Raw genomic sequence first — 21,686 nt, forward strand, 5'->3', positions numbered from 1 at the left:
CGAGGCGCTGCGGGACCAGGGATTGATTGAACGGGCAGCGCTGCATCTGCAGGGCGAGACCCGCGTACTAGGAGAGAGGGACGAAACGCATGGCCGAGATTGAGCTGCGCAAGAGACTGATGGTGGTGGAGGAGATTTTCCACGAGGGTGGGCCAGTGGCCGCAGACCCATTGAAGCGTGCGGCGGCGATCAGCGTCATCGCGAATCCTTTTGCCGGTCGTTACGTGGAGGAGATTTCCTTCTTCATGAAGACGCTGGAGCCGCTGGGGCTGGAGATGGCGCAAGCCCTGGTGCGCACGCTTGGCGGGGACGCGAAGGCTGTCCAGGGTTATGGAAAGGGCGCCATCGTCGGGGCCGCCGGAGAGCTGGAACACGGTGCGCTGTGGCATGTGCCCGGCGGCTATGCCATGCGGGGGGCGCTGGGCGATGCGAAGGCCATCGTTCCCTCCGCCAAAAAGGTGGGCGGCCCCGGCACGCGGCTGGACGTGCCCATCACCCACATCAACGCCTCCTATGTGCGCAGCCATTTCGATGCCATGGAAGTCGGGGTGCCCGATGGGCCGCGCGCGGATGAACTCGCCCTCGTGCTGGTGATGACAACGGGGCCGCGCATCCATGCCCGTGTGGGCGGGTTGGCGGCGGCCGATATCCGCGGCCTGGACGGCTTGCGATGAGCCCCCTCGTCATCCGCAAACTGGTGACCGTGGTGGACGAGGTTCTGATCGAAATGGGCCAACAGGTCAGTCCGCCCACACGGCGTGCGGCGGCGATGGCGGTGATCGCAAATCCTTTTGCAGGACGTTTCGAAGTCGATCTCAATGATTTGATCGAACGCGGCACTGAACTTGGGCGTCTCTTGACGGAGAAGGCCGTCGGCGCCCTCGGAATTGCGCCAGAGATGGTCGAGAGCTACGGCAAGGCGGCGATCGTGGGCGAGGCGGGAGAGATCGAGCATGCGGCGGCGATTCTGCATCCGAAGCTGGGAAGCCCGATGCGTGCTGCGCTCGGCGGCGGTGCGGCGCTTGTCCCCTCCGCCAAGAAGCGCGGCCGGGTGGGAAGCGTAATCGACGTGCCGCTCGGCCATCGCAATGCCGCCTACGTGCGCAGCCATTTCGACGCGATGGAAGTGGGTATCGCCGATGCGCCGCGCGCGCGTGAAATCCTGGTCGTCGTCGTGGTGACCGATAGCGGCCGGCCGCTGCCGCGGGTGGGCGGCCTCACCAAGGATGCGATCCTCGGCCAGGACGGGCTGCGCTGACGATGGCAGGTGAGCCCAAAACCGATGTGCTGCCTGCCGGCAGCTATGTTCTGGATGAGCAGATCGGTTTCATTTTGCGGCAGGTCAGCCAGCGCCACACGGGCATCTTCGTGCAGCGCATCGGGGATGGGCTGACGCCCATGCAATGGGCGGTGATGTCGAAGCTGCTCGAGATCGGGCAGACCTCCCAATCCGCCCTGGGGCGGACAGTCTTCATGGATGCCGCAACCATCAAGGGCACGGTGGACCGTCTGGAGGCGCGATCCTTGGTGGTGCGCGTCGCCGATGCGGATGACCGGCGCAAGCTGCTCGTCGATCTGACGGAGGCCGGACGTGAGATCACCCGCCGCAACCTCGCCGCCGCTGCCGCCATCACGCAGGAGACGCTGGCTCCCTTGGACGAGGCCGAGATCGGGTTGCTCCGCGGCCTGCTCGAACGGTTGCGCTGATCCTGTCCCCCGCGCGGCTCAGCCCCTGCCGAGCAGGCCGCGCTGCGCCAGGTTCGCCATGAGCGCACCAATGCCGTAACGCCAGGGCGCGGCTTCCTCGGCATGGACGACCGTGTTGACCAGTCTCCCGAGTTGGGGCGCTGCGATCTCCACGCGGTCGCCAGTCTTGTGCGTGAAGCCTTGTCCCGGATGGTCGCGGTCCTGGATCGGCGCGAAAAGAGTGCCGAGGAACAGCATGAAGCCGTCGGGATACTGATGGTGCGGGCCGATGGCATGGCCCACGAGTTCCACCGGGTCGCGGCTGATCTCGCTCATGGAACTGGTGCCGTCCAGCACATAGCCGTCTTCGGCGCCGGTTACGCGCAGCGTAATGCCGAGCGCCCGCACGTCGTCCAGGGTGAAATCCTGGTCGAAGAGCCGGATGAAGGGGCCGATGGCGGAGGAGGCGTTGTTGTCCTTGGCCTTGCCGAGAAGAAGGGCGCTGCGGCCCTCGATATCGCGCAGATTGACGTCATTGCCGAGGGTCGCGCCCCGAATCTGGCCACGGCTGTTGACGGCGAGCACGGCCTCCGGCTCCGGATTGTTCCAGCTCGATTTGGCGAGAATGCCGATCTCGGCGCCGAAGCCGACGGAGGCGAGGACCGGTGCCTTGGTGAAGACTTCCGCATCCGGCCCAATGCCGACTTCGAGATATTGCGACCAGTAGCCGGCTTCCATCAGCACTGTCTTGGCGTGCATCGCCTCCGGCGAACCCGGCTTGAGGTCGCGTATCTGTCCGCCGACGGCATTGCCGATCTGGGCCCGGATGGTCTGCGCCGCGCGAAAATCCCCACGGGCGCGTTCCTCGATCACCCGCTCGATCATGGACCGGGCGAAGGTGACGCCGCAGGCTTTCACCGCCTGAAGGTCGCAGGGGGCGAGGAGATGCGGCCGGTCCGTGCTGCCCCGAAGGCTTGCCTCGATGACCTCTTCGAGCCGGTATTCCCGCGCCGCCGGCGTGGCAGCGAGCTTTGCCGCAGGGTCGTCCGCCTCCAGCAGGGCAGAGACGGTGGGGCCAGCGGCGGTGACATCCGCCAGCTGGTCGCCGCGCAGATGGACGATGGCCGGGCCGCCGAGGCCAGGGTCGAAGACGCGGCCGATCAGACAGGCCCGGTCGTGGTCCTCCGGCAGAAATGTCTCGATCGTCATGTCTCTCTCCTCGCGGCTGGCAATTTTGCAGCCAGCTTGGTGGGAGCGCTGTCATCAGGCAAGGGGGATCGCGCGGATCAAATGCGCGATACTCCTTGCTAATCGTGAGCAAATGTCACAAACGACTGCCAAAGTTTTGCGCTGTTTCGGATCGAAAGCGCCTTTCGGCGGATTGTCGGGCGCGCGAGACTTGTGGTTTGCTGAACGACATGGAGCGGTGATTGATCGAAGAGTCCGAGACCGCCCAGGCTGAAAACGAGAACGATCGAAACGATCCAAGAGGAAACCAAGATGACGAAGCTCATCAACCCGACGATTAGCCGCCGCCATGCGGCCGGACTGCTGGCCGGAGGTGCGGCGCTTGCGGCAGGCGTGCCGCGCTTGGCGCGCGCGGATGCCGAAAAGGTGATGACGACGGTCGTGAAAATCCAGGGCGTGCCTTGGTTCAACTTCATGCAGCAGGGGCTCATCGAGGGCGGCAAGAAATTCGGCATCAACTCCACCATGGTGGGGCCCGTCACCGTTGATCCCGCCCAGCAGGTTCGTCTCGTCGAAGACCAGATCGCCAAGAAGGTTGACGTGCTCGGCCTCGTGCCGCTGGACGTGAAGGTGCTGGCCCCGGTGCTGGACCGCGCCCAGAAGGCGGGCATCATCGTCATTACCCAGGAAGGTCCCAATCAGGACGGCCGCACCTGGGACGTGGAACTGCTCGATTCCGTGGTCTTCGGCCAGATGCAGATGAAGGCGCTGGCCGCCGACATGGGCGAGAAGGGCGAATATGTCATCTATGTCGGCACGCTGACGACGCCGCTCCACAACAAATGGGCCGATGCCGCCATCGCCTATCAGAAGGAGCATTACCCCAACATGAAGCTCGCGACCGCCCGCTTCCCGGGCGCGGACGAGATCGACACCTCCGAACAGGTCACGCGCAACGTCATCCAGGCCTATCCCAAGGTGCGCGGCATCCTGGGCTTCGGCTCCAACGGGCCGATCGGGGCCGGCAATGTCGTGCGTCAGCGGCATCTGCAGAAGAAGATTTCCATCGTCGGCACCGTCATCCCCAGCCAGGCGAAATCGCTGATCGAGGCGGGCGTCATTCGCCAGGGCTTCCTGTGGAGCCCCAAGGATGCCGGCTACGCCATGGTCGCCGTCGCAAGCCTGCAGCTCAAAGGTGCGACGTTTCAGACCGGGATGGAAATCCCCGGCATGGGCAAGGCGACCGTCGATGCCGCCAACAAGCTCATCAGCGTTGACCGGATTCTCGCTTTCAACAAGCAGAACATCGACGCGATGATTGCCAAGACCGGTCTTTGATACGCCATCCGGCGGGGCCGCCATGCCCCGCCGGAGCCATCACGGCGAGGATACGCACTTGCCCAATTTCATAGAAATGTCTGGCATCTCGAAGCATTTCGGCGGTGTCACGGCGCTCGCCGATGTCGATCTGACCATCGCGGCGGGCGAAGTGCATTGCCTGGCGGGCGAGAACGGTTCCGGCAAATCGACGCTGATCAAGATCATCTCAGGCGTGCAGCCGCCCGATGCGGGGGGCGAGATCGTGATCGACGGCACCCGCCAGACGCATCTCACGCCGTCAGAGAGCACGCGCCTCGGTATCCAGGTCATCTACCAGGACCTCGCGCTCTTTCCTGACCTGACGGTCGCGGAGAACATCGGTTTCGCCCAGCATCTCTCGGGCCTGCACGGCGCCCGCTGGGCAAAGCTGCGGGAGACGGCGCAGGCGGTCATCGCGCGGCTTGGCGTGCAACTCGATCCGGCGGCGCGCCTGGGCGATCTCTCGATCGCGCAACGCCAGCTCGTGGCCATCTGCCGGGCGCTGGCGGCTGACGCGCGGCTCGTCATCATGGACGAGCCCACCGCCTCGCTGACGCGCACCGAGGTCGATACGCTGCTCGGCATCACGCGGGAATTGAAGCGGCGCGGCATCGCCGTCGTCTTCGTCAGCCACCGGCTGGACGAAGTTCTGGAAATCGCCGAGCGCGTGACCGTGCTGCGGGACGGGCGCAAGCTCGGCACCTGGGACGCGCAGGAGATGACGCCTGCGCGCCTCGGCACGCTGATGACGGGCCATGAATTCGACTACAAGATCGCGGTGCCCGATCTCGCGGCCGCACCCGTCGTCCTGTCCGTCAGCAACCTCTCCCGCACGGGGGATTTCGAGGATGTCAGCCTGGAGATCCGCGCCGGCGAGATCCTCGGTCTCATCGGCCTGCTCGGTTCCGGACGAACCGAACTTGCGCTGTCCCTGTTCGGCATGCGGCCAGCCGAGAGCGGAGAAATCCGGCTGAACGGCAAGCCCGTCCTGTTGCGCTCGAATCGCGCCGCGATCGACGAAGGCATCGCCTATGTGTCGGAGGACCGGCTCTCTCTTGGCCTCGTGCTGGAGCAGCCGATCGCGTCCAACATCATCCTGTCGACGCTCGACCGGCTCACCGGCGCGGGGGGGCTTCTCAGCCGCGAGCGCACCGGGGCCTCCGTCGGCCATTGGATCGAGCAACTCGGCATCAAGGTCTCCGACCCGGAGAATGCCGTGCGCACGCTCTCGGGCGGCAATCAGCAGCGCGTGGTCATCGCCAAATGGCTCGCGACGAACCCGCGCGTGCTCATCCTCGACAGCCCGACCGTCGGCGTCGACATCAATGCCAAGGACGGCATCTATGCCATCGTCAAAAGTCTTGCGGCTGCCGGCATGGCCGTCCTGATGATCTCGGACGAGATTCCAGAAGTCCTCTATCATTCCCACCGGATCCTCGTCATGCAGTCTGGCCGGCTGAAGGCGGAATATCATCCCATGCAGATCACCGAGAGCGCGCTCAGGGAGGCGATCGATGCCTGAATTCCTCAAGCGCGGCCTGCATAGCCACGAAGGCAAGCTGCTTCTCGTCGTGCTTGCGCTGATCGTCTTCCTCTCGGTCGCGACGCCGAGCTTCTTCACCCTGCAGAATCTGGTCGACCTGCTCACCTCCTATGCCTTCTCCGGCATGCTGGCGGCGGGGCTGCTCGTGGTGCTGATTTCAGGCGGGATCGACATCTCCTTCACCGCCTCCGCCTCTGTCGCCCAATATGTCGCGATGACGGTCGCCAATGCCTATCATATCGGCTGGCTCGGCGTGATCGGCATCTGCGGCGGCGTCGGTATTGCCTGCGGACTGCTCAACGCTCTGCTCATCGGCACGCTCGGACTCTCCAGCATCATCGTGACGATCGCGACGCTCAATGTCTTCTTCGGCCTCCTGATGTTCGCGACCCATGGCAACGAGATTTTCTCGCTGCCGGATTGGTTCGTGAACGGGGCGAGCTGGGTCGTCTACACCGATAAGAACGAGACGCCCTATGCCTTCAACCTGCAGATGCTCGGCCTCATCAGCGCCTTCGTGCTGACCGCGATCATCCTCACCCGCACCAATATCGGCCGGCAGATTTATGCCCTCGGCAGCAACAAGGATGCGGCCCAGCGTGTCGGCATCAAGGTCTTCCGGATCAACCTGCTGGTCTACGGCTATATGGGTTTCGTCGCCGGCATGGCCTCGTTGATCCAGGCGCAGGATGCGCAATCGGTCTCGCCCAATGCGCTGGTGGGGCGCGAACTCGACGTGCTGGCCGCCGTCGTGCTCGGTGGCGCGAGCCTCACCGGCGGCGTCGGCACCGTCTCCGGCACCATCCTCGGCGTCATGCTGCTCGCCTGTCTCGAGAACGGGCTGCTGCTGCTGGGCGTCCCCTCCTACTGGTCGCAATGCTTCACGGGCGCGGTCATCCTCATCGCGGTGAGCGCGCTTGCGATCGAACGCCAGCGCCACCGCGCGGCCGCGCGACGGGTGATGGCATGAGCGAGCGCATCATGACCTCCAACACGCCGCCGCGTCCTGCTGCGTCCACCGCGCGCTTCCGCCCGAGCCCCGTGCTCGCCCGGCTCTCGGTGCTCTTCGTAGCTCTCCTCATCCTCTTCGCGCTGCTGCTCGGCGAAAGGCTCTTCAACGCGACCGCCATCCGGTCGATGGCCTTCCAGCTGCCGGAACTCGGCGTGCTGTCGCTCGCCATGATGATCCCGCTACTGTCGGGCGGGCTCGATCTCTCGATCATCGCGACCGCCAATCTTTCGGCGCTGGCGGCGGCCTATATCTTCACCCACTTCGGCACGGGCGGCGGGACCGGCGCGGTTGTCTGGCATATCGTGGCGCTGGTCGCGGCCTTCGGCGTCGCCGGGGCGATCGGCCTGCTGAACGGCATGGTCATCGCCTATCTCGGCGTGTCGCCGATCCTGGCGACGCTCGGCACCATGACCTTCGTGAAAGGTGTCGCGGTCGGTCTCACCCATGGCGGCGTCATCTCGGGCTTTCCGTCCTTCATGGTTTTCATCGGCAACGGCTCCATCCTGCATGTGCCGGTGGTGCTCATCGTTTTCGTGCTCGTCGCCATTCCCGTGGGTGTCATGCTCGCGCGCTCGCCCTTCGGCCAGAAGGTCGCCATGCTCGGCTCCAACGAGCAGGCCGTGCGCTATTCGGGGATCGACACCAGGCGGGTCCTGGTGCGGGTCTATCTGCTTTCGGCCCTGCTTTCGGCGGTCGCCGGCCTGCTGATGATGGCGCGTTTCAACTCCGCCAATGCCGCGTACGGCGAGAGCTATCTGCTCATCACCATCCTCGCCGCCGTCCTCGGCGGCGTGGACCCGGCGGGCGGTTTCGGCCGCGTCAGCGGCCTGGTGCTCTCGCTCATCGTGCTGCAGCTGGTGTCTACCGCGGCGAACCTGCTCAATATCAGCCAGTTCCTTAGCCTCGCCCTCTGGGGCGCGGTGCTGCTGGGGGTTGCCGGTGTCGGCCGGGTCTGGGCCTCGCTGCGGCCGATGCTGAAACGCCGCTGATGCTCAGCCTGCGCCGGCTCTCACCCCACCCCGCCACCCATCGGTAGACTGTCGTGAGTGGCCGGGTAAGGGCCAGCGCAGGCTTCAGGCAATCAGCCCGCGAAAGAGGTCGGCATAGCGGGCGGCGGAGCGCTCCCACCCGACCTCGGCCTTCATCGCATTGGCCTGCATGCGGTCCCAGGCGGCACGATCCCGCCAGACCTCGGCAACACGGCCGAGGGTGCGCTCGAAGGCGGGCGTGTCGGCCGCAGCCATCTGGAAGCCGGTAGCGGCTCCGGCGGCAAGTGCGGCCTCGTTCGCGTCGATCACCGTATCCGCGAGACCGCCAACGCGGGTCACCACCGGCAGGCAGCCATAACGCATGGCGCAGAGCTGGGTGAGGCCGCAAGGCTCGAAGCGGGAAGGGATGAGCAGCGCGTCCGCCCCGGCATAGATGAGGTGGGCGAGCTGCTCGTCATAGCCCAGGAAAAGACCCATCTCGCCGGGCCGCGCCGCGTCCTGAAAGGCGCGTTCCAGCGCCGGGTGGCCGGCACCGAGGATGACGGTGGCACCACCCAGGTCGTGGATGGTGGCGAGGCTGGTCGGCAGCAGGTCGAGACCCTTTTGCGTCGTCAACCGGCTGACGACGCCGAACAGCAGGCGCGCCGGGTCGAGGCCGAAACGGGTGCAGAGCGCCTGCTTGTTGGCGGCGCGCTTGTCGCGGGTCTTGTGGCTGTAGCGTTCGGCGAGGGTCTCGTCCTTCGCGGGATTCCACACGTGGGTATCGATGCCGTTGAGAATGCCGGACACGGCCGATCCGCGCGCGCGAAGAAGCCCATCCATCCCCATGCCGCCCTCGGGCGTGCAGATTTCCCGCGCATAGGTGGGAGAGACGGTGGTGACGTGATTGGCGAGCCGGATGCCGGCCTTGAGAAAGCCGATGCTGCCGTAATACTCGACACCGTCGATGCCGTACGCCTCCGGCGGCAGGCCGAGGGCCGCCAGAAGCCCGGCGTCGCACTGGCCCTGGAAGGCGAGATTATGGATGGTCATGACGCTCGGCGGTCGCGTCGTTCCGGCGTCTGCCGCATCGCCGGAGAAATGCAGATAGGCGGGCAGCAATCCCGCCTGCCAGTCATGCCCATGCACCACCTGCGGTCGCCAGGCTGGGAGCAGGCCGCGCGCGAGATCGGCGCCGACGCGGGCGAGGGCCGCGAAGCGCTGCGGATTGTCCGGCCAATCCCGCCCGTCCGGCCCGACATAAGGGTTGCCCGGCCGCGCATAGAGATGCGGCGCGTCGATCACCAGCAGCTTTGCGTGGCCCGCGCGACCGGCGACAAGGGTCGCCGGTCCGCCGAAGAGATCGCCGATCCCGTGTACAGGCTCGGTGTGGTCGAGTTTCGCAAGGACGGCGGGATAGCCGGGCAGCAGCGTCGTCACCCGCACGCCATGTTCCGCCAGCGCGCCCGGCAGCGCCCCCGCGACGTCCGCGAGGCCGCCGGTCTTGATGAGAGGGAAGAACTCCGAGGAGACGGCCAGTACCTCGATGGAGGTCATTGGCCGAGAGCGTCGATCATGGGCTGGGTGATGAGGCAGATGCCGGATTCGGTGCGCCGGAAGCGTGCGCCGTCCAGGGTCGGATCTTCGCCCACCACCAGTCCGTCCGGGATTGTCACGCCGGCATCGATGATCACGTTGGACAGGCGTGTGTTCCGCCCGATGGTGGCATAGGGGAGGATGACGCCGCCATCGACGCTTGCATAGGAATGAGCGCGCACGCCGGTGAAGAGCAGCGAGCGCCGCACGCGCGCCCCGGAGACGATGCAGCCGCCGGCGACGAGCGAGGCCACCGCCTCGCCCCGCCGCGCGCCCATCTCATGGACGAATTTCGCGGGCGGGGTGAGTTCGGAATAGGACCAGATCGGCCAGGCGGCATTATAGAGGTCGAGCGGCGGCAGCACATCGGTCAGATCGATATTGGCCTGCCAGTAGGCGTCCAGCGTGCCAACATCGCGCCAATAGGGTTCGTCCGCCTCGTCCGAGCGCACGCAGGACTGCGTGAAGCGATGCGCGAAGGCGCGGCCGTGTTCCACCAGATAGGGGATGATGTCCTTGCCGAAATCGCGGCTGGAATTCGGGTCCGCCGCATCCCGCGCCAGCTGCTCGAACAGGAACTTCGTGCGAAAGACGTAGATGCCCATGCTGGCGAAGGATTTGTCTGGATTGTCCGGCATCGGCGGCGGGTCGCGCGGCTTTTCTAGGAAGGAGATGATGCGGTCCTCGCCATCCACCGCAACGACACCGAAGCCCGAAGCCTCGGCCTTGGGCACTTCCAGACAGGCGACCGTCACATCGGCATTGTTGTCTTCATGCTGCTGCAGCATGAGTTCGTAATCCATCTTGTAGACATGGTCACCTGCGAGGATGACGATATGTTCAGGCCGGTAGTCCTGGATGATGTCGATATTCTGGAAAACCGCATCGGCCGTGCCGGCGTACCATTGAGTTTCGCTGACGCGCTGGCTGGCGGGCAGGATGTCGAAACTCTCGTTGCGCTCGGGGCGGAGGAAGTTCCAGCCGCGCTGCATGTGCCGGATCAGGCTATGCGCCTTGTATTGGGTTGCCACCGCAACGCGGCGAATGCCGGAATTGAGGGCGTTGGAGAGTGCGAAGTCGATGATCCGGGACTTGCCGCCGAAATAAACGGCGGGCTTGGCCCGCCGGTCCGTCATCTCCATCAGCCTGCTGCCCCGGCCCCCCGCCAGAACATAGGCCATGGCCGTGCGCGACAAGGGCGAGGCCGATTTCCATTTTTCGATCATTGTTGTCCTCCCGTGTCCATAATCTAGGCGCGGCCGGCGAGGAACAGAAGAGCCCCGAGGGGATTACACCTCGGGATGGCGCGTCATATGCAGCTTTTCGGGTCCGTAACCGAGGGCCTGGACGCGATCGAGCAGAAGCGCCCGGCGCTCGGACGCGGGATGGGCTTCCCGCGTCAGGATCCAGAGATAGCGGCGGGAGCCTTCGCCCACGATGGACCAGGAATAATCCTCGGCATGGTCCAGCACCCAGTAATTGCCCCAGAAGAAGGGACCGAAGAAGGCGACCTTCAATTTTGCATTGCCACTCCCCGGCACGACACGGCCCCGGGCCTCCGCCTGGCGCCGCCGGCCCATGAGGCCGCCCTGACGACAGGTGTTGACGATGCGGATGAGGCCGTCCGGGCGCCACGCGTAGTCTGCGGTCACCGCCTCGCAGCCGCGCTCGAAACGATTTTCATAGCGGGCGAACTCGTACCAGAGGCCGAGATAGCGGTCGATCTCCACGGGTTTGCGCGGCACCGGCCGGCCGCGCCGCGGGTTGTTGCGGGGAACGGCACCGATGACGCCGAGCCCCGCGACAAGCAAAGCGAGGGTCGTGACGGAAAGGCGAGCGAAGGTCAGGGCCGGCCGGGTGGCGGGCGCGGCACTGCTTGCCCCCGTCGCCTCGTCCGTCCTGCGGGCCACGCCGTTACTCCTGGCGGCAGCGCTGGGCGAGGAGGCGCGCGGTGTCGCCGTCGATGATCAGGCCGCGAATCAGCCCGCTGCCCAGTACCGCCTGCAAAGCGTCGATCTTCTCGAGGCCACCGCTCAGCAGCACGATGTCGCGGCCGCGGATGTCTTCGATGTCGACGGCGATGGTGCGGTGGTTCAGGTCATGGTCGATGGGATGGCTATCGAGGCCGAAAAGCTTGCCCAGCGCATCGCAGACAGCGCCGGCCGCCCTGGCCTCGTGCAGTTCCTCGGCCGTGATGAGGTTCTGCTCGCGGAGGGAGGAATGCTCGGTGAGTTCGCCGATGCCGACGAGATAGAGATCGGCTTGCCGCGCGAGTTCGAGCGCATCCGCGACCGTGCGCTGGGAGGCCAGCACGTCCCGGTCAGCCTGGGAATCGGCGATGAAGGGCACCGGGATGAAATGGCCCTCGCCCCCGGTGCGGGCGGCCAGCGCCTGCACGACCTCGAAGGGATTGGACGCCGAGTTGCGGGTCAGCGAGCCCATGAGCGAGACGAAGCGCGCTTCCGGATTGCGGATGCCGGACAGATGCAGGGCCACTTGCTCGATGGTGCGGCCCCAGCTGACGCCGACCGTAATGGCCCCCTGGGCCAGCTTGCCGCGCAGGAAATTGGCGCCGGCACTGCCCACGGCACGGCGGCTGACCATGCCTTGGGCGCGGGCGAGGCCTGGATTGCCGGCGATATCCTCGAAGCCGATGAAGGGTGTCGCGAGGCAGAAATCGAGATTGTAGAAATCGGCGATGGTCTGCTCGGTCTCGAGCTCGCGGGCGCTCTCATGCTGGATCGTGATCGCGACAAGGCCGCGCTCCCTCGCTTCCGCGAGCAGCCGGTTGACGCGGGTCCGGTGCAGGCCCAGCTTCGCCGCTGTCTCCTCTTGATTGAGCCCGGCCATGTAATAGAGCCAGGCGGTGCGGACGATGAGCGCATCATCGGACTCATGAGCCAGGTTGACGGTCAAGGGCGCTGCTTTCCGGCTGTCGCTTTTCATTCCATCTTCTTTACTGATCGGGTGAATGGGCCGCCAGTGAAGCCTGACGTCATGGTCTTGGGGTCGGGTCTACGGCCGGAGCCCGGCCGTGTCGCCAGCCGCGGCTCCCCTCCGTTGGTCTCTCGGCGGACCCTCGCACCACAGCCCGCGCGTTGCAACGTGTTTGCGGCAGGGAGCCGCCACCGTGGCTTATGCGGCGGGAAGTGGAAGGGGGGTCAGCGCCGCGCCCAGCCCGCCGTCAGGCCAGGCATCGGGGGTCAGCTCCTGGTCCTCATAGCGCAGCAGGCCGAGGTAATGCGTTTCTGCATCCTCCAGGAAAAAGTCCCGCGTGATGGCATCCACCAGGCGGCGTACGCCGAATTTGAGACCGCTGATGGAGGCGCCGGAGAGTCCCATGCTCGGCGTCGCGCCGAAGGTGAAATTGTAGATCTGGTCGAGCCCAGGCACCGCCGCCCCGTGGCGGGCCGTGAAGGTGAAATTCCGCGCGAGATAGGGGTAGGTCGCGAGGATCGCATCCGCCTCTCCGGCCGGCGGGGTGAAGCGGTCCCCCCACTTGGCGATATGGGGCGCGAAGTGCCGCAGCTCCGGTCGGAGGGCCGCATCCATCACGAAGCCCGCGCCGATGATGACGAAGTCGAACGCAAGCTCGCCACCCGGGGTCCGGATGCGGATCTCGTCGCCCTCCATCCGCGCATCCAGCCAGGGCGTGCCGGGATGGGCGGAGAAGTGCGGGAAGGCTGCGCAGCGCGCCACGGTATCGGGCGGGGGCGGTTGGTTCATCGTGAAGATATGCCGCATGAAGCGCCAGCGCATGAGATCCGGCAGGTCCGCGAAATGGCCGAGGAAGCCCGGCTGCTCCATCCAGCGATAGGGGTTCACCCGCGGCAGCAGGCGGCGGCGCACGCAAAGTTGCACGCGGCCGGCACCGGCTTCGAGCGCGGTCGCGGCATTGTCGAAGGCTGAGGCACCGGCACCCAGCACGCCGATCCGCTTGCCGGCGAGCGCCGCGAAGTCGATCTCCTCCGAGGTATGGGCGTAGCGGCTGCGCGGGATACGGGCTTCGATGAAATCGGGGATGAGCCAGGCGCCGGAGCCCGCAATGCCGGTCGCGAGCACGATCTTGCGGGCGAGCAGCCTCTCGCCCCGGTCGGTGGTCGCGGCCAGGAAGCGGCCATGCGGCGCGATATCCACGATCCCGGTGTCGTTACGGACCGGCAGGTCGAGCACGCCGCGATACCAGTCGAGATAATCCTGCCAAACTTCTCGGGGAAGCTTGCCCAAGGCCGCCCAGGCCTCAGCGCCGAAGCGGGCTTCGTACCAGGCGCGCGGCGTCAGGCTGCCGATGCCGAGATCGGGACCGCAGACGTGTTTGGGCGTGCGCAGGGTGATCATGCGGGCAAAGGTGGTCCAGACCCCTTCGCCGCCGCGCGGCGCCTGATCGACGACCAGGATATTGCCGATTTTCTCGCGCATCAGCCCGAAGGCGGTGGCGAGGCCACCCTGGCCCGCACCGATGATCAACACGTCGAGTACCGGCTGCCCATCCAGGCTCTGGGACGGGAGCCAGGGTTTGGAGGGATAGTCCAGGCAGGCGAGGTCAGCCCGTACGCGGTCTTGAAGGTCGGTCAGGCTCATGCAAGGCACCCGCAGATCAAGAGAATGCCGGATTGTTGCATGCTGCGGTGCGACGAACGCAACAGGAAGCTGCGAATTCTAGCGGGCTAGCGCCACGACGAAGGGAAACAGCGGGTCGAAGGGCAAGCGGCCCTCGGTCGCCGTCTCGGTCAGCACCGGGTGCCAGGTTTGGCCGGCCGGTGCTGCGGGAAGGGCCGGGGCATGGGCCGCGGCGCGGGGCCCGACCGGCACGATCACCGCAAGGCTTTCGGTCCTGCTGCTGCGGGTGAATCCGAGCCAGCCTGGCCCTGGCTCAAGCGGCCGATAGTCACCTTCGGCGAAGAGCGCCGGATGCGCGGCGCGCAGCGCGAGCAGATGATGGGTGACGAAGAGCTTGGCCTCGCCGATACGGTCGGCGGCGAGGCGCGGCAGCACGTCGCGGGCAAGCGCCGCGGCGCGCGCCGCATAGTCGACGGGGCGGCGATTGTCCGGGTCCACAAGGCTGAAATCCCAGAATTCCGTGCCCTGATAGACGTCCGGGGTGCCCGGGATGGTCATCTGCAGGATAACCTGGCCGATGGCGCTGATGCGTGCGCGGCTATCGGCTTCCGAGACCCGTTGTGCGATGGACGTGCGAAAGCCGGCGGCGCGCGGGTCCTGCAACAGGGCGCTGGCGAAGTTCTGAACGGCCGTCTCATAGTCCTCGTTCGGATGGTCCCAGAAACTGTGGCGCTTGGCCTCCCGCATTGCCTTGGTCAGATACTCGGAGAGCCGGGCTTCGCTGATCGGCCAGGCGCCGAGAAGCGTCTGGTAGATCAGCCATTCGTCGATCGGATCCGGCGCCTCGCGCCCGGCGATCTCGGCCCGGAAGGGCTTATTCTGGGCGTGCCAGGCCTCGAACCGGGCGATCCAGCCTGTGGCGTCTTCCGCGATGGTGTTGATGCGGGCCCGCGTGTCGGGGCCGCGCTTGGTGTCATGGGTCGCGAGCGGGATGAGATCGAGCGCCCGGGCCTCGGCGCGCGCGGCTTGGATGTCGTGAAACTCCGCCACGCTGCGCCAGGGCTGCGCCAGGTCGCCACCCACCTCGTTCGCGGAGGAGAGCGCGAGGCTGCGGTAGAATTCCGTGTCCTCGAGCCCCTTGGCCATGGCGGGGCCACTGAGCTGCTGGAAGCGACGGATGAATTCCTCCTCGGCGGAGCCCGGTGTGGTCTCGCTCAGGCGACGGATGAGATAGGCGGCGGCCTCCGCGACCCAGGGGTGCTCGTGGGCCTCGACCAGGCGCCGCGTCTCCTGCCAAAGCGCAGCATCGACCGCGTCAGATTCGGTATCCGTGCCGTAACTGCGATAGACGGGAAAGCGGACGAGCAGGGCGATGACCGCCTCCCGCAGGGCGCCGATGCCGAATTCGGAACCCTCCGCCTCGGCCGAGCCGAGCGCCCGGGCGAGGCCGATCAGCTTGTCAACCTCGCCCACGAAGCTCGTGCGCAGCATGAAGGCTTTGGCGGTGGCGAGCCGCGCGGCGCGGTCGGCGTCGAGCAGCCGATGGTCCACGAGGTAGCGGTCCAACGTCTCGTAGCCGTCCTGATCGACGAAAAGCCCCTGGATGTCGTTGAGCCGCTCGTAGCCGGTGGTGCCGGTAATCGGCCAGGGCCGCAGCGCCTCGCCTGCGCCGAGGATTTTTTCGACGAGGATGATCGCATGCGGGCCCGTGGCGGCGCGCAGCCGGGCGCAATAGCCGGTGGGGTCCGAGAGACCGTCGACATGGTCGATGCGCAGCCCATCAATCAGCCCTTCCCGCAGCAGGCGCAGCGGCAGGGCATGGATCAGGTCGAAGACGGCCGGGTCTTCCACGCGCAACCCCACCAGACCGGTGATGTTGAAGAAGCGCCGATAGGTGAGGCTGTCGCTTTCCGTGCGCCAATGGGCAAGGCGCCAATGCTGGCGATGCAACACGCCCGCGATATCCATACGCGCGAGAGCGATCTCGACCAGCGAGCGATGCTCGGCATCGAGGTCGGCGAGACCTTGCCGGGCCTCGGAGACGGCCTGCGCCTCTGCGGCGAGCGCGCCGTCGAGGGCGAGGAAGCGGCGCGAGAGGCCGGACAGCGCGCCCTCGTCCCGGGCATCGGCGATCTGCAGCACGGCGGCCACCGTTTCGGGGCGCAAAGGCCAGGCATTGTCGAAATACCGGGCCAGCAGACGGCCGGCAGTCCAGTCCGCCGCGAGGGTGATCTCGCCATCGGCAATGGCGGCCGCGAGCGTTTTGCCGAGGCTCGGGAGGGTGACCCGTCCCTGCTCCCAGTCGATGTCGAACATCTTGCCCGCGGGCCCCGCCGCACCGAATTCCAGCGCGGCCATCCAGAACGGATTGGCGGCATCGACGGCGAGATGATTGGGCACGATGTCAAGAATGATGCCCATGCCTTCGGTTCGGGCCGCCTCCGCCAAGGCGCGAAACCCGTCCGCCCCGCCGAGATCGGGGTCGATCCGGGTCGGATCGATCCCGTCATAGCCATGGGTCGATCCGGGGCGAGACATGAGGATGGGCGAGGCATAGAGGTGGCTGATGCCAAGCGTCGCAAGATAGGGCAGCTCGGCTGCCGCGTCCGTGAAGGTGAATCCGGCATGGAACTGCAGCCGGTAGGTGGCGCGGAGAGGGACGGCCATGGCTCGGGTCTCGCAATCTGGCGTGGATCGCCCGGTCAGGGCAACGGGACCTTGGGGTTCCGGTCGTTCTTACTTGGGGCGCCGCGCCGCGCCGTCCAGGGCGCTCGATCGGCGAAGTGCGTGTTTGGAGAAAGCCTTCCTTGAGGGGTGGAGCTGCAAGATGGGCCTGCGCCATGGCATCGTCATGCTGCACCTGCGGAATGCCCCTTTTCTTCGGCTGCGATCATGCGCAAGCTACTTTGGCTAAAGGCCGATCCCGGCGCCTCGCGCTGCCCCGCAACGGCCCTAGAGGCCACGAAACGCTAAGGAGAGAGTTCCGTGACGCTCGAGGTTGATACCCCGTCCTCCCACGCTATCGTCAGCCCTTACAGCGACGAGAGCCCCGCCGAGGTCCGTCATCGCGAGATTTCCGAGATGCGCGATGCGATCGAACAAAAACTTTACTATCAGGTGGGCAAGAACCGCATCGCGGCCAATAATCGCGATTGGTACGTCGCGACCGCACTCGCCGTGCGTGACCGGGTGGTGGACGGCTGGCACCGCAGCACCGACACAACCTATGCGTCCGGCGCCAAGCGCGTCTATTACATGTCTCTCGAATTCCTGATCGGGCGTCTGCTGCGCGACAATCTTGGCAATCTCGGTTTGTCGGATGTGGTGCGCGGCGCGCTCGACGAGCTTGGAGTCGATTTCGATGCGATCCGGGCGATGGAGCCCGATGCAGCGCTCGGCAACGGCGGCCTCGGACGTCTCGCCGCCTGTTACCTCGAAAGCATGTCGAGCCTTGCCATTCCGGCCATCGGCTACGGTATCCGCTACGACCACGGCCTCTTTCGCCAAATCGTCAAGAACGGCTTCCAGCAGGAATATCCCGAGGATTGGCTGGAACTCGGCAATCCCTGGCAGTTCGAACGGCCGGAAATCGCCTATGACATCGGCTTCGGCGGCGAGGTCGCGATGGTGTCCGATTCGGATTCGATATCGGAACATGTCTGGCATCCGGCGGAGCGTGTTGCGGCCATCGCCTACGACATCCCGATCGTCGGCTGGCGCGCCCGGCATGTAAATGCGCTGCGTCTCTGGTCCGCCCGGGCGGTGGACCCCATCCGCCTTGACGCCTTCAACCAGGGCGACCATGTCGGCGCGCTCAGCGAGCGGGCGCGGGTCGAGGCGATCTCCCGCGTGCTCTATCCGAGCGACGAGACGGCGGCCGGGCAGGAACTGCGGCTGCGGCAGGAATATTTCTTTGCAGCGGCCAGCCTACAGGATCTCATTCGCCGCCACCTGAAGTCCTTCAAGACGATCGAGACGCTGCACGAAAAGGCGGCGATCCAGCTCAACGACACGCATCCCTCGATCGCGGTGATCGAGCTCATGCGCATCCTGGTCGACATCCACAAGGTCCCCTGGAGCCAAGCCTGGGACATTACCCGCAAAACCTTCTGCTACACCAACCACACCCTGCTGCCCGAGGCGCTGGAAACCTGGCCGGTGCCGTTGATGGAGCGGCTGCTGCCGCGGCACATGCAGATCATCTATCTGCTCAATCTGATGTTCCTGGACGAGGTGAAGCACCGCCATCCGGACGATGTCGAACTCATGACCGGTCTGTCGCTGGTCGACGAGACGCATGGCCGCCGGGTGCGCATGGGCAACATCGCTTTCCTCGGCTCGCACAAGGTCAATGGCGTCTCGGCGCTGCACACCGATCTCATGCGCAAGACGGTGTTCCGCGATTTCAACGAGATGTATCCGGACCGGATCAACAATAAGACCAACGGCATCACCTTCCGGCGCTGGCTCTACCAGTCCAACCCGGGACTGACCGATCTCGCCGTCCAGGCGGTAGGGCCGGATATCCTGGATGATGCCGGTCTGTTCGCGAAGCTCGCCCCCTTCGCGGACGACGCTGCCTTTCAGCAGAAATTCGCCGTCGTCAAGCAGGAGAACAAGGTGGCGCTCGCCAAGCTCGTGCGCGAGCGGGTGGGGGTCAGGCTCGACCCACAGGCACTCTTCGACGTGCAGATCAAGCGCATTCACGAATACAAGCGCCAGCTCCTCAATATCCTGGAGACGATTGCCCTCTACAATGCGATCCGCGCCCAGCCGATGCGGGACTGGACGCCGCGGGTGAAGATCTTCGCCGGCAAGGCGGCGCCGAGCTATCACCGCGCCAAGCTGATCATCAAACTCGCCCATGACGTCGCACGGGTCATCAACAGCGATCCCACGCTGCGTGACGCGCTGAAGGTTGTCTTCCTGCCGAACTACAATGTGAGCCTGGCGGAGATGATCATTCCGGCGGCCGATCTTTCTGAGCAGATCTCGACCGCCGGCATGGAGGCGTCCGGCACCGGCAACATGAAATTCGGCCTCAACGGCGCGTTGACCATCGGCACGCTGGACGGCGCCAATGTCGAGATGCTGGAGCATGTCGGGGCGGAGAACATGTTCATCTTCGGCATGACGGCGGAAGAGGTCGGGCAGCGCCGCGCCCAGACGATCGATTCCTCCGATGTTATTGCCAAGTCGGAAATCCTGCAGGAGGTCCTGACGGCGGTCGAGAACGGCAATTTCAGCCCCGATGATCCGGCGCGCTATCGCGGTCTGATCGAAGCGGTGCGCTATCATGACTACTTCCTGGTCGCCGCCGATTTCGACGCGTACTACCAACGCCAGCGGGACGTGGCGGCGAGTTGGCGGAAGCCGGGCGAATGGCGGCGGGCGGCCATCCTCAACACGGCGGGCATGGGCTTCTTCTCGTCCGACCGGTCGATCCGCGAATATGCGTCCGATCTGTGGAACGTGACGACCTGGCCCAACCGGTAGAAGCAATCGTGGCGGGAACGGAACGCGAAAGGGGCGGCCTCAGGCGCGTCCGGGATTGGCGGGTCTCACAGAGCGACCTGCAGGGAATCCTCGGCGCGCGCCACCCCGACCCCTTCAGCGTGTTGGGGCCGCATATGACCGATGCCGGCATGGCGGTTCGCGCCTTCGTGCCGCATGCGGACCAGTTGCTCGTGGTCTCTCCGGAAGGAGAGACCCTGGCGACCCTGGCCTGGAAGCATCCCCACGGCTTTTTCGAGGCGCTGGTGCCGCGTCTCGCCATGGGCGCGCTCTACAAGCTCCGCGCGACCAATGCCGGCGGCGTGTGGGAATTCTACGATGCCTATGCCTTTCCGCCGGTCCTGGGCCCGATGGACGATTATCTCTTCGCTGAGGGCACGCATAATCGCGTCCATGAGCGGCTCGGCGCGCATGTGATCGAGCATGAGGGCGTGCGCGGCGTGAATTTCGCTGTCTGGGCACCCAATGCGAAGCGCGTCGCCGTCGTGGGCGATTTCAACAGCTGGGATGGCCGGCGCCACCAGATGCGCAAACGCCACGGGCCCGGTGTCTGGGAGATTTTCGCCCCCGAACTGGGCGAAGGGGAAGCCTACAAATACGAGATCGTGGGCCCGCAGGGTGAGCTTTTGCCGCTGAAGGCGGACCCCGTGGGCTTTTCAGCCGAGCTACGCCCTTCCACCGCCTCCGTCATCGCGAAGATCGACGCGTTCGAATGGCATGATGATCTGCACCGCGCGGCGCGCGCGGAGGGCGATCCGCGCCGCAAGCCGATGTCGGTTTACGAGGTGCATCTCGGCTCCTGGCAGAAGGGGGAGGGGAACCGCTTCCTGTCCTATGACGAACTCGCCGACCGGCTGGTCCCCTATGCGCGCGACATGGGTTTCACCCATCTCGAACTGATGCCGATCACCGAACATCCGCTGGATGCCTCCTGGGGCTACCAGCCCGTGGGGCTTTTCGCGCCGACGCGGCGCTTCGGCGATCCGGCAGGTTTCGCCCGCTTCGTGGACCGCGCCCATCAGGCCGGGCTCGGCGTCCTGCTCGATTGGGTGCCGGCGCATTTCCCAACCGACGCGCATGGCCTCTACCGGTTCGACGGTACCCATCTGTATGAGCATGCCGATCCACGCCGCGGCTACCACCCGGACTGGAATACGGCGATCTACAATTTCAGCCGGCGGGAGGTTTCGGCCACCCTCGTGTCCAACGCCATGTACTGGCTGGATGTCTTCCATCTGGACGGTCTGCGCGTCGATGCCGTGGCGTCCATGCTCTATCTCGACTATTCGCGCCGGCCGGGAGAATGGATTCCGAACGAGGACGGATCGAACGACAATCGCGAGGCGGTGGCCTTTCTGAGGCGTGTCAACGAACTCGCCTATGCGAGCTTTCCGGGCACGACCATGATCGCTGAGGAGTCAACCGCCTGGTCTGGCGTCTCCGCGCCAAGTTATCTGGGCGGCCTCGGTTTCGGCTTCAAATGGAACATGGGCTGGATGCACGACACGCTGGACTACATGTCCCAGGAGCCGGTGCATCGCCAATGGCATCACGACCGCATGACCTTTGGCCAAGTCTATGCCTATAGCGAGAACTTTGTCTTGCCGCTGTCGCATGACGAGGTCGTCTACGGCAAGAAGTCGCTGCTCGGCCGCATGCCCGGGGACGAGTGGCAGCGCTTCGCCAATCTGCGCGCCTATTACGGCTTCATGTGGGGCCAGCCGGGCAAGAAGCTGCTCTTCATGGGCTGTGAATTCGCGCAGAGCGGCGAATGGCAGTTCGAGCATAGTCTCGACTGGTCTTTGACCGGCCAGCCTCTTCATGCCGGCACCCAGGCGCTGGTGCGCGATCTCAATCACCTCTACCGGAATACGCTGGCACTTCATCGCCGGGACTGCGAGCCTGAGGGTTTCCGCTGGATCGTCTCAGACGATCGCGCGCAGTCGGTTTTCGCATGGATGCGATTTGCGGGCGAGGAGGGGATTGCGCCGGTGGCGGTTGTTTCCCATTTCACACCCGTGCTGCGGGAAGGCTACCGCATCGGCCTTCCTTTCCCGGGGCGTTGGCGGGAGATTCTGAATACGGATGCGGCATGCTATGGTGGCGGCGACAAGGGCAATGGTGGAACGATCTGGGCAGAGCCCATTCCAAGCCATGGTTTCGCTGCCTCCGCCGCTATAACCGTCCCGCCACTTGCGACGATTTATTTCCTCTATGATCCTGAATAAAGGCAAGGGCTGATGACTTCGGGCCGGGTGGA

16 protein-coding genes are annotated in these 21,686 nt (G+C 65.5%); 9 read left to right on the forward strand and 7 right to left on the reverse strand.

Going from position 1 to position 21,686, the window contains the following annotated elements:
• The first annotated feature begins 89 nt into the window (after positions 1-89).
• From VL752_RS10080 to VL752_RS10090, 3 genes are read left to right on the forward strand one after another with little or no spacing between them, the layout of a single operon-like run.
• Positions 90-674 carry an amino acid synthesis family protein gene (locus VL752_RS10080; protein WP_325354723.1) on the forward strand — a complete coding sequence of 195 codons (585 nt, stop codon included), beginning with the start codon at positions 90-92 and terminating at the stop codon, positions 672-674.
• Positions 671-1,258: an amino acid synthesis family protein gene (locus VL752_RS10085; RefSeq protein ID WP_325354725.1), complete on the forward strand. Its 588-nt coding sequence runs from the start codon at positions 671-673 to the stop codon at positions 1,256-1,258. The genes VL752_RS10080 and VL752_RS10085 overlap by 4 nt, the downstream gene beginning before the upstream one ends.
• 2 nt (positions 1,259-1,260) lie before the next feature.
• The gene (locus VL752_RS10090) at positions 1,261-1,707 is read left to right on the forward strand and encodes a MarR family winged helix-turn-helix transcriptional regulator (RefSeq protein ID WP_325354727.1); all 447 of its coding nucleotides are present in this window, start codon (positions 1,261-1,263) and stop codon (positions 1,705-1,707) included.
• Positions 1,708-1,725: 18 nt separating this feature from the next.
• Here VL752_RS10090 and VL752_RS10095 read toward each other — a convergent pair whose 3' ends face one another.
• Positions 1,726-2,895 carry a fumarylacetoacetate hydrolase family protein gene (locus VL752_RS10095; RefSeq protein WP_325354729.1) on the reverse strand — a complete coding sequence of 390 codons (1,170 nt, stop codon included), beginning with the start codon at positions 2,893-2,895 and terminating at the stop codon, positions 1,726-1,728.
• A gap of 291 nt (positions 2,896-3,186) precedes the next feature.
• Here VL752_RS10095 and VL752_RS10100 point away from each other — a divergent pair, with 291 nt between their 5' ends.
• From VL752_RS10100 to VL752_RS10115, 4 genes are read left to right on the forward strand one after another with little or no spacing between them, the layout of a single operon-like run.
• On the forward strand, positions 3,187-4,212 hold the full coding sequence (locus VL752_RS10100; RefSeq protein WP_325354731.1) for a substrate-binding domain-containing protein: 1,026 nt from the start codon (positions 3,187-3,189) through the stop codon (positions 4,210-4,212).
• Between the two features lie 58 nt (positions 4,213-4,270).
• Entirely contained in the window at positions 4,271-5,755 is a 1,485-nt protein-coding gene (locus VL752_RS10105) for a sugar ABC transporter ATP-binding protein (protein WP_325354733.1), read from the forward strand.
• The gene (locus VL752_RS10110) at positions 5,748-6,746 is read left to right on the forward strand and encodes an ABC transporter permease (RefSeq protein ID WP_325354735.1); all 999 of its coding nucleotides are present in this window, start codon (positions 5,748-5,750) and stop codon (positions 6,744-6,746) included. The genes VL752_RS10105 and VL752_RS10110 overlap by 8 nt, the downstream gene beginning before the upstream one ends.
• On the forward strand, positions 6,743-7,777 hold the full coding sequence (locus VL752_RS10115; RefSeq protein WP_325354737.1) for an ABC transporter permease: 1,035 nt from the start codon (positions 6,743-6,745) through the stop codon (positions 7,775-7,777). The genes VL752_RS10110 and VL752_RS10115 overlap by 4 nt, the downstream gene beginning before the upstream one ends.
• 84 nt (positions 7,778-7,861) lie before the next feature.
• Here the strand turns inward: VL752_RS10115 and glgA are convergent, their stop codons facing one another.
• The 6 genes from glgA to treY form a co-directional block, all read right to left on the reverse strand.
• Positions 7,862-9,304 (reverse strand): glycogen synthase GlgA, encoded by a 1,443-nt coding sequence (glgA, locus tag VL752_RS10120; RefSeq protein ID WP_325354771.1) that lies wholly within the window; start codon positions 9,302-9,304, stop codon positions 7,862-7,864.
• 5 nt (positions 9,305-9,309) lie between these two features.
• Positions 9,310-10,578: a glucose-1-phosphate adenylyltransferase gene (glgC, locus tag VL752_RS10125; protein WP_325354739.1), complete on the reverse strand. Its 1,269-nt coding sequence runs from the start codon at positions 10,576-10,578 to the stop codon at positions 9,310-9,312.
• A 63-nt stretch (positions 10,579-10,641) separates the two neighbouring features.
• Complete coding sequence (locus VL752_RS10130; RefSeq protein WP_325354741.1) at positions 10,642-11,262, reverse strand: lipocalin family protein; 621 nt, start codon at positions 11,260-11,262, stop codon at positions 10,642-10,644.
• Between the two features lie 4 nt (positions 11,263-11,266).
• A complete protein-coding gene (locus tag VL752_RS10135) occupies positions 11,267-12,268 on the reverse strand; it encodes a sugar-binding transcriptional regulator (RefSeq protein ID WP_325354744.1) in 1,002 nt (333 codons plus the stop codon).
• Positions 12,269-12,487: 219 nt separating this feature from the next.
• Positions 12,488-13,927: an NAD(P)-binding domain-containing protein gene (locus VL752_RS10140; protein ID WP_408863091.1), complete on the reverse strand. Its 1,440-nt coding sequence runs from the start codon at positions 13,925-13,927 to the stop codon at positions 12,488-12,490.
• Between the two features lie 84 nt (positions 13,928-14,011).
• Entirely contained in the window at positions 14,012-16,579 is a 2,568-nt protein-coding gene (gene treY / locus VL752_RS10145; protein WP_325354748.1) for a malto-oligosyltrehalose synthase, read from the reverse strand.
• 318 nt (positions 16,580-16,897) lie between these two features.
• Here treY and VL752_RS10150 point away from each other — a divergent pair, with 318 nt between their 5' ends.
• On the forward strand, positions 16,898-19,408 hold the full coding sequence (locus VL752_RS10150) for a glycogen/starch/alpha-glucan phosphorylase (protein ID WP_413788769.1): 2,511 nt from the start codon (positions 16,898-16,900) through the stop codon (positions 19,406-19,408).
• 77 nt (positions 19,409-19,485) lie between these two features.
• Positions 19,486-21,654 (forward strand): 1,4-alpha-glucan branching protein GlgB, encoded by a 2,169-nt coding sequence (glgB, locus tag VL752_RS10155; RefSeq protein WP_325354775.1) that lies wholly within the window; start codon positions 19,486-19,488, stop codon positions 21,652-21,654.
• Positions 21,655-21,686: the final 32 nt, after the last annotated feature.

Origin of the sequence: Acidisoma sp., assembly GCF_035492295.1 — a bacterium.
In the GTDB taxonomy this organism is placed as follows: Bacteria; Pseudomonadota; Alphaproteobacteria; order Acetobacterales; family Acetobacteraceae; genus Acidisoma.

What these genes read in the sequence shown, in the direction of transcription:
- VL752_RS10100 (WP_325354731.1), top strand. Translation starts at nt 3,187, where the DNA reads ATGACGAAGCTCATCAACCCGACGATTAGCCGCCGCCATGCGGCCGGA.
- VL752_RS10110 (WP_325354735.1), top strand. Translation starts at nt 5,748, where the DNA reads ATGCCTGAATTCCTCAAGCGCGGCCTGCATAGCCACGAAGGCAAGCTG.
- VL752_RS10090 (WP_325354727.1), top strand. Translation starts at nt 1,261, where the DNA reads ATGGCAGGTGAGCCCAAAACCGATGTGCTGCCTGCCGGCAGCTATGTT.
- VL752_RS10115 (WP_325354737.1), top strand. Translation starts at nt 6,743, where the DNA reads ATGAGCGAGCGCATCATGACCTCCAACACGCCGCCGCGTCCTGCTGCG.
- VL752_RS10095 (WP_325354729.1), bottom strand. Translation starts at nt 2,895, where the DNA reads ATGACGATCGAGACATTTCTGCCGGAGGACCACGACCGGGCCTGTCTG.
- VL752_RS10085 (WP_325354725.1), top strand. Translation starts at nt 671, where the DNA reads ATGAGCCCCCTCGTCATCCGCAAACTGGTGACCGTGGTGGACGAGGTT.
- glgC (WP_325354739.1), bottom strand. Translation starts at nt 10,578, where the DNA reads ATGATCGAAAAATGGAAATCGGCCTCGCCCTTGTCGCGCACGGCCATG.
- treY (WP_325354748.1), bottom strand. Translation starts at nt 16,579, where the DNA reads ATGGCCGTCCCTCTCCGCGCCACCTACCGGCTGCAGTTCCATGCCGGA.
- VL752_RS10080 (WP_325354723.1), top strand. Translation starts at nt 90, where the DNA reads ATGGCCGAGATTGAGCTGCGCAAGAGACTGATGGTGGTGGAGGAGATT.